Genomic DNA, 12,999 nt, shown 5'->3' on the forward strand with positions numbered 1-12,999 from the left:
CTACGTGAGCTGGACCTGGAGCCAATGCGGCAGTCCCGTGCCGATCAGGCTCACGCCAAAGAGCGCAAGCGCGCCGGCAAGGAGAAGAACGAGCGGGCTGACGCGCGTTCTGAGCAGCACGCAAAGCGACACGACGGCAATCGCCTTCGCGGGCAGGCCGCCGTTCAGCGACTTGAGCAGCACCCAGCCCGCCGCGAGCATCATGCCGGCCGCGATGGGCCGCAGGCCGCGCTCGAGCGCCAGTTGCCACGCTGCGCCCTGATAGCGGCCCCAGATATGCGTGACGCCGTAGATGAGGAAACCCGTTGGCAACAGGAGCGCGGCGGTTGCCACGAGCGCGCCCCAGAATCCGGCGACCTGCCAGCCGATCAGCGTGACGAGCAGCGAACCGGGCCCCGGGGCCATGCGCGAAATGGCGAAGTCGGCGGCGAATTGCGCATGCGTCATCCACGAATGCACCTCGACGACCTGGCGCTGGATTTCCGCGACGATCGCCTGGCCACCGCCGATCGTCACGAGCGAAAGTGGCGCGAAAATGGCGGCTAGCTGACCGAGCAGGCGTGCGTTCATCGCGCACCCCGGCGTATCGCCACGTATTCGTAAAGCACGCTCGCGGTGCCGCCTGCCACGACCACCCACACGAGCGACAAACGCAGCACGCCGATCGCCAGAAATGTCGCCAACATGAGCAGCAGCGGCAGCACTTGCCGCCGCACGCGCCGCGCGGTGACGACGCCCATCGACAGCGACAGTCCCGTGGCCGCCGCAGCGGCGCCGGCGATCAGAATCTGCGTGAGCGGATGGAAGATGAGCGCGCCGACCACGCCGCCGATCACGATGATCAGGCACGCGGGCGGCACGACAATGCCCGTCACGGCCACGGCGGCGCCGCGCCAGCCCAGCAGCCGGTGCCCGATCCAGATCGCCATGTTTTTCACGTTGATGCCGGGCAGCGCCTGCGAGATGGCAAGCCCGTTGAGAAAGTCCTCTTCGCTGATCCAGTTGCGATCCTGAACGAATTCGCGCAACAGCCAGCCGCTCAGGCCGCCGCCGAAGCTCGTCAGGCCAATGCGGCTGAATATCAGGAAGAGTCCGAACAGCGTGGGGTGCGGCGGGGCGTTTGGCGTGGAAGCAGGCACGGGAATGGCGGAAAGCGGGGTCATGCCGAACAGTTCGGCAAACGAAACGTCGCCGGAATTATAGCGCCGCGTCACTTGCGACGCCGAAGCACGGGCGGCGTACCGTCACGCAAAATTCAGCGTCGGGCCGGGGCCGTTATGATGGTGGGCACTCTGATGCTGTCCGCCGTGCGGCTCCTGGCGCGACGTGAACAAAACGCCCTGTCGCCATTACTCATGCCACGGAAAAGGACCAGCGTCTGGCTCAGAGGTCTCGAACTGCTCACTCGCCTGAGCGCGCCGCGACCTAAGAAGAAGACAACCGCGCGGAAAGTGAAACCCGCGAAGCCCGCAACGTCCACCCAGGTCGCCAGACCGGCGAGGGGAGCGGCGAAGGCGCACGTGGGGCGTACGCAACCGGCTGGCACGGGCGGCCGGTGGGTCCGCTCTTACCACTCCGCGCCGCCGCGAGCCGGGCATCTCGTCAACCATCTCGCGTATGCGCTCTATCAGCCCCCGGGCGCGGGCGCGGTCACGGTCGCGGGCATCCCGCTCGTGGTCATGCTGCACGGCTGCAAGCAGACGGCGGAATCGTTCGCCGCCGGCACGCGGGTTTGCCGGCTGGCGGATCGCGCGGGCTTTGCCGTGCTGCTTCCCGAGCAGGCGAAAACCGCGCACGCCCAGCGATGCTGGCACTGGCACGGCGATCATGCGCAGTCGGAGGCGCCGGCGGTCGATTCGCTCGTCGATGCCATCGTGGGCGAGCACGGTTTCGATCGCGAGCGCGTCTATCTCGCCGGCATCTCGGCGGGCGCGGGTCTCGCGTCCGTGCTCGCCATGCGTTATCCGTGGCGTTTCGCAGCGGTCGGCCTGCACTCCGGGCCGGTGTTCGGCGCGGCCACCTCCACGATGAGCGCGATGAACGTCATGCGTCACGCCAGCCGCGAGGAACCGGTGCATCTCGTCGATGCCGCGCTCGACGTCGCCGCGTATCCCGGTATGCCCGCCTGTATCGTGCAAGGCGAAATCGACGCGGTCGTGGCGAAGCGCAACGCCGTGCAACTGGGCGAGCAGTTCGCGCGTGTCAACCGGTTGCTCGATGCGCAAGGCGACTTGCGCGTGGGCGAGATCCGGAACTACAGCCGCGATGCGGTCGAGTACAGCGATTATGTGAAGTCGGGCAGGCTCGTCGTGCGGGTGTGCGTCGTTCGCGGGCTCGGCCATGCATGGAGCGGCGGCGACCCGCGCGAACCGTTTCATTCGGAGCGCGGCCCCGACGCGATGGCGATGATGTGGCAGTTCTTCCGGCGGCAACGGCGAAGCCATTAAAGCGTATGCTGCCCGGCAAACGACGGCATTCAACCCCGATGGAGACACGCATGGCGGCACTTCAAATCGACGATGTCCCGGCCGCGATCCGGCGAACGAAGCGCATGTTGCGCGCGCAACTGCCGAACTATCGCGAGGTGTTCGAGGAGGTCGCGCACGCCATGGGCGAAGAGGCGCGGCACATCGCGCGGCTGCGCGAGGCGGGCGAGCCCGTGATTCCGGAGATTGCGTTCGCCGACATCGCGGCGCAGCGCGTGAGCGCCGATGCGATCGCGCTCGTGAAAGCGCGCGGCGCCTGCGTGATTCGCGGCGTGTTCGACCCGGAGCAGGCCGCGCGCTGGGACGCCGAAATTGCCGACTACGTGGCGCGCAACGATCTCGACGCGCGCGCCGCTCAACGCGCGGCCGAGCGCAACGCCTTGCCCCCGAACGCGAGCCGTCCGCTGATCTACGGCGTCTACTGGTCGCGCCCGCAAGTGCAGGCGCGCGAATCCGCCGAACTCACCGCCGCTCGCGTGTTCCTTAACCGCCTGTGGCGCCACGAGAGCGAGGGGCGCGTGCATTTCGATCCCGATGTCGTGCCCGCCTACGCCGACCGTTTGCGGCGCCGCCCGCCCGGAACGGCGGCGCCCGGTCTCGCCGCGCATTGCGACGGCGGCGCGGTCGAGCGCTGGGTCGACGAGAGTTTTCGCCAGGTTTATCGCCATGTGTTCTCGGGCGACTGGCGGCGCTACGACCCATTCGACGGCGCGTACCGCACGCACGCGAGCGAGATTCCTTCGCGCATCGCCTCCTCGATGTTCCGCACCTTTCAGGGCTGGACCGCGCTCACGCCGCAGGGCCCCGGCGACGGCACGCTGCAGGTCGTGCCCATCGCCAACGCCATGGCGTACGTCCTCCTGCGCGCGCTGCAGGACGACGTGGGCGAGGACGACCTGTGCGGCGCGCAACCCGGCCGCGGACTGCCGATCCGAGTCGAATGGCATGCGCCGCTGCTGGATGCGCTGACATCGATTCCGCAGATGCAGGCCGGCGACACCGTGTTCTGGCACTGCGACGCGATTCACTCGGTGGAAAACGAGCACCGCGGCAGCGGCTACAGCAACGTGATGTACATTCCGGCCACACCGGGTTGCGCGAAAAACGACGCCTATCTGCAGCGCCAGTTGCCGAGTTTTCTCGAAGGCCGCAGTCCGCCCGACTTTCCGCCCGAGCACATCGAAGCCGATCTCGCGGATCGCGCGGGCGTGGCCGATCTCACGCCGCTCGGCCGCGCGCAATTCGGGTTGCCTGGCGCGGCGTAGCACAGACCGATGACACGCGCGTGTCGGAGCACCGATTCGCGCGCTTGCCTGCAAAAGCACGCGTATGGCATGCTGTGCGCCGATCAACCGGCCACGACGACCATGGATTTCGCTTCGTCCGTCGCAACGTATGGCGCCGACCTGTCGGGCCTCATTTGCGGTTTTCAGTTCACGCCGGGCCAGCCCGGGCAGCCCGTTACGTGCGACGACGTTCTCGACGCGCTGCGGCGCGCGCAGGGGAGCGGCGAGCCGCAAGCCGCGCACGACGACACGTTTTACTGGCTGCACTTCAATCTCGCGCACGCGGCGGCGCAACCGTGGATGCGCGCGCATCTCGACCTGCCGGACGCCTTCTTCGAAATGCTCGTCGAAGGTTCGCACTCCACACGGATCGAACACGTGGATAACGGCCTGTTCGCCGTGGTCAACGACGTCATGTTCGATTTCGAACTCACGCCCTCGCAGATCGCCACGCTCTGGTCGTACACGCACGAGCGCATTCTCGTGACGGCGCGCCTGAAGCCGCTGCGCTCCATCGACCGTTTGCGCGGCTACGTGCGCAACGGCGAGACGTTCCGCTCGCCGGCCGAACTGCTCATCCACCTGATGCGCGACCAGGCCGACCTCATGGTGGAGATCGTGCGCCGCACGAGCGTCGACGTCGATCGCGCCGAAGATCAGTTTCTTGCCTCGCGCCGCGCGGCGAGCCGCCATGAACTCGCGGCCATGCGGCGCATTCTGGTGCGTCTGCAACGCATGCTCGCGCCGGAGCCGGGGTCGATCTTCCGTTTGCTCGCGCGGCCGCCGCGCTGGCTCCAGACACCCGACATGCAGGATCTGCGCGAGGCAACCGAAGAGTTCTCGCTCGTGCTCGGCGACATGGCCGGGCTCGTCGAGCGCATCAAGCTCCTCCAGGAAGAAGTCGCGGCGCGGCTCGAAGAGCAGAACAACCGCACGCTCTTCACGCTTACGCTCGTCACCGTGCTCGCGCTGCCGATCAACATCGTCGCGGGCTTTTTCGGCATGAACGTGGGCGGCATTCCGCTTGCGGAGAACCGCCACGGATTCTGGCTCATGGTCGTGCTGGTCGCGACCTTCACGGCCCTGCTGGGCTGGTGGGTGTTTCGCCGTCGCGGGGACGCCTGAGGATTTTTCGCCGCCGCTGCCGCGTGGCACACGTTAGCTGACGTTCGCGCTGAGGTTCGCACTGACGTTCGCGCTGAGGTTCGCACTGAGGTTCGCACTGACCTTCACGCCTGACGGGCATCGCTCGCACGCGCCGCGAGCACGTTGGTGTATGTTGGCATGACGCCGTAGCCGCCCTCGACGGCGTCCCTGGTGCGGAGGACGCTTTGCCCGAAGTCTCGCCCAACCCCGGCGCGGTCCGCGCGCGAGTTTCGCGTTTGCTCGTGCTGCTGGTCGTAGCGCTGATTCCCATCCTGCTGTGCATCGCGCTCGGGCGCTATGAGGCCGAGCGCAGTGCGCGGCGCGAGGCGGCGTTCGCGTCCGCGTTCATCGTCGGGCAGGTCGTCTCGATCGTCGAGACGGCGCAGAGCGCAGCCCGTACGTTCGCGCCGCGCGCGGGCGAGGCGTGCGCAACGCTCTCGCCGGACCTTACGCTCATGGCCGCCACCGTGCCTTATGTGCGTACGCTCAACATTCTGTATGCGGGGCGCATCGATTGCTCTTCCGCGCTCGCGCAACAGGCCATTCCCGCCGAGAGTCTGCTCAACGGATATGCGCCGGGCCCGCACGACGAATGGCTCATGATCGTCAACGACACGCCGATGGTGCGCAACCGCCCGGCGCTGCTGGTTGGCGTAGCGGGCGCACCGGGCGCTGGGGCGCGCACGGTCGTGGCCGTGGTGGACGCGCAGTATCTGCTGGATCTGATGCACGGCGCCGCGCCGCTCACGGTATTTCGCCAGGCCGAGTTGCGCGTGGGCGAGGGCGCCGTGCTGCGCGAAGCCATGGCGCTCGTGAACGTGCGTGACGCGCCGTTGCTGGCGGACGTGCAAAAGCGCCTGTCGGGCACCACGATCGACCTCAAGATCTACGGGCAGCCCGAACGCATTGACGAAGCCTGGGGCGGCCTGCTGCTGCGCTACATGCCGTGGGCGGCGGCCTTTTCCGCGCTGCTCGTCTGGCTCGTGCGGCGCGTGCTGCAAAGCGGGCAGTCGCGCCGCGAACAATTGCTGCGCGGTATAGGCGCGAACGAATTCCATGTCGAATACCAGCCGCTCTACGGCGTGGCGACGCAGCGCTGCGAGGGCGTGGAGGCGTTGTTGCGCTGGGTGCGGCCAGGCGTGGGCCCGGTGTGTCCGGACGAATTCATTCAGGCCGCCGAAGAAGAACACGCGATCGTGCCGCTTACGCAGCATCTGCTAAAGCTCATTGCGCGCGATGTCGCTACGTGGGACGTCGCGCCGGGTTTTCATCTCGGCGTCAATTTCGCGCCCGAGCATCTGTCGGGCGACCAGCTCGTGAGCGACGTGCGGGCGTTGCGCACAGCCGTTGCCGCACGCGGCGCGACGCTCACGGTGGAAATCACCGAGCGTACGCTGGTGCGCAATACCGGGCAGGCGCGCAATAATCTGGCGGCTCTGCGGCGCGAGGGCGTTCACGTCGCCATCGACGACTTCGGCACCGGCTATTGTTCGCTGTCGTATCTCGAGAAATTTCCATTCGATGTCCTGAAGATCGATCGCGGCTTCGTGCTCACGATCGATTCCGAAGGCAAGAAGGCGGCGGTGCTCGACGCCATCATCGAACTCGCGCATAGCCTGGGGGCGAAGCTCGTGGCGGAAGGCGTGGAAACGCAGGTGCAACGCGACTATCTGTGCGCGCGGGGCGTCACGTACATACAGGGCTTTTTCTACGCGAGGCCCATGACGTCCGAAGCGTTCATGCGCTGGTATCGCGCGAACGGCGCGCATATGTCGCCCAGTCCGCAGATGACGGCCGGCATATAGGGCAGTGCATTCCCGCCGGCGTGATTTGCTTAGCGCGAAACATCGTTTCTGCCGGCGCGCGTATGCCAGTAGCATCGGCGGTTCGAGGGCTGCGCCGTGCGGGCGCATGCTCAATGCCAACACGGACTCGCCGAAGATGACCCGCCCCACGCACTACACTCGCCGCCATTTCCTCGCCACGCTGGGCGCGACGCTCGCCAGCGCGGCGCTGCCCGCCACCGCGTTCGCGAAGTATCAACCCGACCAGTTCCGCATCGGCTATCAGAAGGCCGCGAGCACGCTCGTGCTGCTCAAGGCCAACGGCACGCTCGAAACGCGCCTCGCGCCGCTCGGCATCAAGGTGTCGTGGACGGAGTTTCCCGCCGGGCCGCAATTGCTCGAAGGGCTCAACGTGGGCGCCATCGACTTCGGTTACGTGGGCGAAGCGCCGCCCGTGTTTGCGCAGGCAGCGGGTGCGGATTTCGTCTACACGGCGTACGAACTGCCCACGCCGCACGCGGAGGGCGTGGTGGTGGCGAAGAATTCGCCGATCCGCGACGTGGCAGGTCTCAAGAGCAAGAAAATAGGCCTGAATCGCGGCTCGGACGTGCACTGGTTTCTCGTCGCGCTGCTGCAAAAGCACGGGCTTTCCATCGGCGATGTGCAGCCGGTGTTCCTCGCGCCCGCCGATGCGCGCGCGGCGTTGCAAAGCGGCGCCATCGACGCCTGGGCGATCTGGGATCCGTTCCTCGCCGCCGTCGAATCGCAGGACGGCGCACGGCTTCTCGCCGATGCGAGCGGCGTGGCGAGCCACCATCAGTTTTTCCTGAGCCAGCGCGAATTCGCGCAAAACCGCAAGGACGCGCTAGCTATCGCGCTGGACGAACTGGGCAAAACGGGGCAATGGGTGCGCGCCAACACGGCAGCGGCGGCTGCGAAACTTTCGCCGATCCAGGGGCTGGACGCGGCGACGATCCAGACCGGCCTCACGCATTACGCGCATGAATACCGGCCGATCGACGCCGCCGTGATCGCGCAGCAGCAAAAGATCGCGGACACGTTCTACGATCTGAAGATCATTCCGCGCCGCGTGGTGACGAAGGACGCCGTGCTCGCATGACCGCGCGAGCACGGGCCGCCTGGTGCCTGAGCAACACCCGTGATCAGTGCGGCGACGACCAGCCCTTGTAGCTGCCCACGTTGTCGCGCGTGACGAGTTGCGGCGTCATCTCGATCATCGGGTTCGAGGGCTTCTTGCCGTTCATGATCTCGTAGCCCACCTGCACGGCCGTTTGCGCCATCTTCCACGGGTCCTGGCTCGCCGAGGCCTGCACCAGCGTATCGGTCTTGAGCGCCGTTTCGATATCGGGCGCGCCGTCCACCGACGTAATCACGATGTTGCCGCGATGCAGTTGCTTCGCGGCAAGATCGCTGCCAATGGCCTGCGGGTCGTTGATGGCGAACACGCCCGCAATTTTCGGAAAGCGCGTGAGGTAGCCTTGCATCGCGTTCATGCCGCCTTCGCGCGAGCCCTTGCCGTCCTGGTCGTCGGAGAGGATCTTGATGCCGGGCGTCCTGGCGAGTACCTGCTTGCAGCCATTCACGCGGTCGATCACGGCCGAGACCTGCGGGCCGTTCTGGATGATCACGTTGCCCGTATTGTTGATTTTCTTCGCGAGGTATTCGCACGAAATCTCGCCGGCCTTCACGTTGTCGGTCTGCACGGTGGCGTCGGCGCCCGCAGCGGCCACGTCCACGGCCATCACCACGATACCGGCTGCCTGCGCCTTCTTCACCGCCGGCAGGATCGCCTTCGGATCGGTCGCGTTCAGGAGGATCATGTCCACGTGCGCGGAAATGAAGTTGTCGATCTGCGTGAACTGCTTGTTGAGGTCGTAGTCGGCGGAAACGGCCGTGACCTTGGCATTCGGGTTGAGCTGTTTCGCCTTGGCCTCCGCGCCCTGCACAATCGTCACGAAGTAAGGATTGCCAAGCGAACCCACGGTAATGCCGATCGACTTGAGCTGCTTGTCGGCGGCATGCGCGCCTTGCAGGGCGAAACCGAAGGTGAGGGCAGCAGCGGCGAGAACGGCTTTCTTCTTGAACATGAGGTTGTCTCCTGAGGGGGCCTGCTTTTGGTCCTGTTTGGGTCCTTCCCGGCGAGCGCAGCAGGACCGCCCGCGCTCGCGCCTGTTTCTGGTTACGCGGTATGCGATGCCGCTTACGTGCGAGCCGAGCCACGCTGACGATAGCGGTCGAGCGCCACGGCGCCGACGATCACGAGGCCCTTGATGATGTACTGCCAGATGTCCGAAACGCCGAGCAGCACGAGGCCATTGGTCAGGACTGCGATGATAAGCGCGCCGATCAGCGTGCCGATGATCGAGCCCACGCCGCCCACGAAGCTCGTGCCGCCCAGAATCACCGCGGCGATCGCGTCGAGTTCGTACGACTGGCCCAGTTGGAGGCCGTTCGCCGCGTAGAGACGGGCGGCCGACATCACCGCGCCAAGACCCGCGAGCAGGCCCGAAATGGCGTAGACGAACATCTCGATGCCCCACACCTTGATGCCCGAAAGACGCGCTGCTTCCGGGTTGCCGCCCACGGAGTAGATGCGCAGGCCAAGCACCGTGCGGCGCAGCACGAACCACGAGCCGGCCACCACCACGAGCGCGATGATCACGAGCCAGGGCACGCCTAACACCGTGCCGTTGCCGATGAATGCGAACGGGAGCTGCGGATTGAAAATGGTCGTGTCGTGGCCCATGAGCCGCGCAATGCCGCGCACCGCCGTGAGCGAGCCGAGCGTGACGATGAACGGCGGCAGGCGCAGGAGCGCGATGAGCGCGCCGTTGACGAGGCCGAAGCCCAGGCCCACCGCGAGCGCCATGGGCACGCCCACCCAGCCCCAGCCCGCGATGTTCGAGCCGATCATGGCGGCCATGGCGGCGGCGGCCAGCACCGATCCCACCGAGAGGTCGATGCCGCCCGTGAGAATCACGAAAGTCATGCCGGCGGCGAGCACGATGTTGATCGAGGCCTGTTGCGTGACGATCGAAAGATTCTCCAGCGTGAAGAAACCGTCGTTGAGCAGACCGAAGCCGATGCACAGCAGCACCAGCACGGGCAGCATGCCCGCCGTGCGCACGAGCGACTTCATGCGTTGGCGATGACCGTCGAGCGCGACGCTGCGGGCGGACTGCACGTCTTGCGCGGACTGCGTGGGCGAGGCCGCGACGCCGTGCCGGGGAAGAATGCTTTTCATGTCGGACTCCTGATGGACGTTTCTTGCGTAGGCGGTGAAGGTCAAGCGGCGGCGTCGAGCGGATGCTGCGAGCCGGTAGCGAGTTCGATGATCGCTTCCTGGGTAATGGGCTTGCCGGTATAGCCGCCAAGCTCCCCGGCGAATTCGCCTTCGCGCATGACGAGCACGCGGTCGGCCACGCCGATGATCTCGGGCAGCTCGCTCGAAATGACGATGATGCCCACGCCGGTTTTGGCGAGGTCGTTGATGATGCGGTAGATCTCGGACTTCGCGCCGATATCGACGCCGCGCGTGGGCTCGTCGAGTATCAGCACGCGCGGCTTCGTTTCGAGCAGGCGCGAAAGCAGCACCTTCTGCTGGTTGCCGCCCGAAAGCGCGCCCACACTCACGCGCGAGTTCGGCACGCGAATGGAGAGCGCGCGGATCGCTTCCTTCGCGCGCTCGCCGCCGCGTGCGAGGTCGAGCACGCCCATGCGCGCATCGCGCCCGGCCACGGTCACGTTGATGTTGTCGCGCACGCTCATGTCGAGAAAGAGGCCCTGATGCTTGCGGTCCTCGGTCAGATAGACGAGCCCCGCGTTGATCGCATCGCGCGGCGTGTGCACGTTCAGCGTCCTGCCGTCGATGGCGATTTCGCCGCGCACGCGCGGCTCCGCGCCGAAAATGAGGCGCGCAAGCTCTGTGCGGCCCGCGCCCACGAGACCCGCAATGCCGAGCACTTCGCCCGAATGCAGGTCGAGGCTGCAGCCGCGCACGCGCTTGTTGTCGGCCACGTCGCGCACGGTGAGCACGGCCTTGCCCGGATCGTACGGGGCATGCGCCTTTTTGTAGAACCCCGAAATATCTCGACCCACCATCATGCTCACGAGGCTTTCCGCGTTGAGCGCGTCGCGCATGAGCGTGCCCACGTAGCTGCCGTCGCGCAGCACGGAAACGCGGTCCGAAAGCTCGTACACCTCGGCCATGCGATGGCTGATGTAGATGATCGCAAGCCCTTCGTCGCGCAACTGGTTGATGAGGGTGAAGAGGCGTTCCGTTTCGCGCGAGGAAAGCGGCGTGGTGGGCTCGTCCATCACGAGGATGCGGGCGTCGCTATGCACGGCGCGCGCAATCTCGACCAGTTGACGCTCGGCTATGGAAAGCGAGCCGACCAGCGTGATTGGCCCAAAGCTTGCGCCGAGGCGCTTGAGCACGTCTTCGCAGCCGCGCTCCATGGCGCGGCGGTCGACCGTGCCGAAGCGGCCGCCGCCCTTGCGCAACTCACGGCCCGCGTAAATGTTTTCGGCCACCGAAAGATTGGGCGCGAGGCTCAGTTCCTGATAGATCACGGCCACGCCCAGCTCGCGCGACGCATGCGGCCCGTCGATTACGACCGGCTTGCCCTCGATGAGAATGGCGCCGCCGGGATCGGCCTGATACGCACCCGAGAGAATCTTCATCAGCGTGGACTTGCCCGCGCCGTTCTCGCCCATGAGCGAATGGACTTCGCCGGGATAGACGGTGAGGCGCACGTTATCGAGCGCGCGCACGCCGGGGAAGGTCTTGGTGATGCCCCGCATTTCCAGCAGCGGGGGCGTCGTGGACTCAGAGGGCGACATGGCTCTCCTCCTGCGCTTGAGCGTAAGTTTGTGCGCCGGCGCCCATGAGGATGCCCGCGCGCGGCGAAAAGTTGAAGAACATCGGGAGCGTGGCCGCGCCGAGCGCACCCGCATCGGGACCGAAGGTGCCGCGCACGAGGGCGGGCGTGCCGCGCGCCTCTGGCGCGGTGGCCGCCACCGCGACGCGCAGGCGCTGCATGAGCGTGTCGACGAGGCCGGCGTCCACGTCGGCGTCGAGCACCACGGCCGGCACGTCGAGCACGCACAACGCCGAGCGCAGCGCGGGCGCGAGCGCATCGATGCAATCGTCGAGCCATTCCTGCACGCCAGGGTGACCGCGCGCAATGCACGCTTCGAGATCGGCGCGGCTGTCGATCGTCTCGCCGCAATATTGCAGGTGGCGGCGCAGCGCGATGAGCGAGGCGCGCGAAAGCAGGATGTCCCACTGACCCGGCGGTTTGTGCGCCGAGGGCAGACGGCTCGGGGGCACGGGCATCACTGCGAAATCGCCCGCGTTGCCGGTGAGACCGCGCACGCAGTCGCCGCCGATGGCGATGCCGCCGCCGATCGCCGGCCCGAGAAAGAGATAAAGGAAGTCGTCGCGCTGGCGCCCGCAGCCGTAGAAGATCTCGGCGATGGCGGCCGCGTTGCCGTCGTTTTCGCTGAACACGGGCAGCGCCGTGGCGCGCGCGAGTTCGCCCGCGAAATCCACGTCGTTCCACACGCGGAAGGTGTCGGCGGGCAGGCCCAGTTCGCGCAGCCAGCTACCGAGGTTGTACGGCTGCGCCACGCCAATGCCGGCGAGACGGCTGCGCTCCTCTATCGTCAGGATGGCTAACAATTCGGCGATGTCGCGCTGAACGATTTCCTGCGCCACCGAGGGTTGCGGCAACAGCATGTCGCGCGAGCGGCGCCCGATCATCTGGCCCGCGAAATCGACGAGGACGGTTTCGATGTTGGTCCGGTCGAGGCGCACGCCAATCGCGAACGCGCCGCGCGGCGAAAGGCGCAGAAGCGAAGCGGGCTGGCCGCGCTGGCCGTCGCGGCGGCCGCTGACTTCGATGAGGCCATTGGCCGTGAGCGACGTGATGATGGCGCCCACCGCGGTGCTCGTGAGATTCGCGAGCCGCGCGAGATCGGCCTTCGATGCCTCGCCCGCACGCCGCAGCGCCTGCAGCAGCAGGCGTTCGTTGAAGCGGCGGACGTTGGCGGAATTGCTGCCCTGACCGACATGCGGACTTCTCACGCGTCTCCTCCGGGCCGGCGTCGCGTCAACCGCGCGTCGACTAAATAAATCAAGTTGATTTATTTAATGCCAGAAATCGAGGGATGTCAGCCTGGGGAAATCCCGTGAAGGGTGAGACGTCGGCGCGATGCGCGGGCCGATGCAAAAGCTTAGGAGACTTTTGCGGCGAAGGGGGGAGGAAGCGGGGA

11 protein-coding genes are annotated in these 12,999 nt (G+C 66.6%); 5 read left to right on the forward strand and 6 right to left on the reverse strand.

Annotation, left to right across the window (positions count from 1 at the left end; genetic code table 11):
• Window positions 1-570 carry a chromate transporter gene (locus tag U5768_RS30505; protein WP_322034041.1) on the reverse strand — a complete coding sequence of 190 codons (570 nt, stop codon included), beginning with the start codon at window positions 568-570 and terminating at the stop codon, window positions 1-3.
• The gene (locus tag U5768_RS30510; protein WP_322034042.1) at window positions 567-1,163 is read right to left on the reverse strand and encodes a chromate transporter; all 597 of its coding nucleotides are present in this window, start codon (window positions 1,161-1,163) and stop codon (window positions 567-569) included. The genes U5768_RS30505 and U5768_RS30510 overlap by 4 nt, the downstream gene beginning before the upstream one ends.
• Window positions 1,164-1,355: 192 nt before the next feature.
• On the opposite strand from U5768_RS30510, the gene U5768_RS30515 reads away from it, so the two are divergent.
• The 5 genes from U5768_RS30515 (at window position 1,356) to U5768_RS30535 (ending at window position 7,822) form a co-directional block, all read left to right on the forward strand.
• The gene (locus U5768_RS30515) at window positions 1,356-2,447 is read left to right on the forward strand and encodes a PHB depolymerase family esterase (RefSeq protein WP_322034043.1); all 1,092 of its coding nucleotides are present in this window, start codon (window positions 1,356-1,358) and stop codon (window positions 2,445-2,447) included.
• Between the two features lie 50 nt (window positions 2,448-2,497).
• Window positions 2,498-3,751: a DUF1479 domain-containing protein gene (locus tag U5768_RS30520; RefSeq protein ID WP_322034044.1), complete on the forward strand. Its 1,254-nt coding sequence runs from the start codon at window positions 2,498-2,500 to the stop codon at window positions 3,749-3,751.
• Window positions 3,752-3,820: 69 nt separating this feature from the next.
• Window positions 3,821-4,897 (forward strand): transporter, encoded by a 1,077-nt coding sequence (locus tag U5768_RS30525; RefSeq protein ID WP_322034045.1) that lies wholly within the window; start codon window positions 3,821-3,823, stop codon window positions 4,895-4,897.
• A 206-nt stretch (window positions 4,898-5,103) separates the two neighbouring features.
• A complete protein-coding gene (locus U5768_RS30530) occupies window positions 5,104-6,723 on the forward strand; it encodes an EAL domain-containing protein (RefSeq protein WP_322034046.1) in 1,620 nt (539 codons plus the stop codon).
• A 136-nt stretch (window positions 6,724-6,859) separates the two neighbouring features.
• The gene (locus U5768_RS30535; protein ID WP_322034047.1) at window positions 6,860-7,822 is read left to right on the forward strand and encodes a sulfonate ABC transporter substrate-binding protein; all 963 of its coding nucleotides are present in this window, start codon (window positions 6,860-6,862) and stop codon (window positions 7,820-7,822) included.
• Between the two features lie 43 nt (window positions 7,823-7,865).
• Here U5768_RS30535 and U5768_RS30540 read toward each other — a convergent pair whose 3' ends face one another.
• The 4 genes from U5768_RS30540 to U5768_RS30555 all read right to left on the reverse strand — a co-directional run bounded on the left by U5768_RS30540 (window position 7,866) and on the right by U5768_RS30555 (window position 12,811).
• The gene (locus U5768_RS30540; protein ID WP_322034048.1) at window positions 7,866-8,810 is read right to left on the reverse strand and encodes an ABC transporter substrate-binding protein; all 945 of its coding nucleotides are present in this window, start codon (window positions 8,808-8,810) and stop codon (window positions 7,866-7,868) included.
• A 113-nt stretch (window positions 8,811-8,923) separates the two neighbouring features.
• Window positions 8,924-9,967: an ABC transporter permease subunit gene (locus tag U5768_RS30545; RefSeq protein WP_415913999.1), complete on the reverse strand. Its 1,044-nt coding sequence runs from the start codon at window positions 9,965-9,967 to the stop codon at window positions 8,924-8,926.
• A gap of 41 nt (window positions 9,968-10,008) precedes the next feature.
• Entirely contained in the window at window positions 10,009-11,565 is a 1,557-nt protein-coding gene (locus U5768_RS30550; protein WP_322034049.1) for a sugar ABC transporter ATP-binding protein, read from the reverse strand.
• Entirely contained in the window at window positions 11,552-12,811 is a 1,260-nt protein-coding gene (locus U5768_RS30555; RefSeq protein WP_322034050.1) for an ROK family transcriptional regulator, read from the reverse strand. The genes U5768_RS30550 and U5768_RS30555 overlap by 14 nt, the downstream gene beginning before the upstream one ends.
• Window positions 12,812-12,999 lie beyond the last annotated feature (188 nt).

It is taken from the genome of Paraburkholderia sp. J76 (assembly GCF_905220295.1).
Taxonomy (GTDB): domain Bacteria; phylum Pseudomonadota; class Gammaproteobacteria; order Burkholderiales; family Burkholderiaceae; genus Paraburkholderia.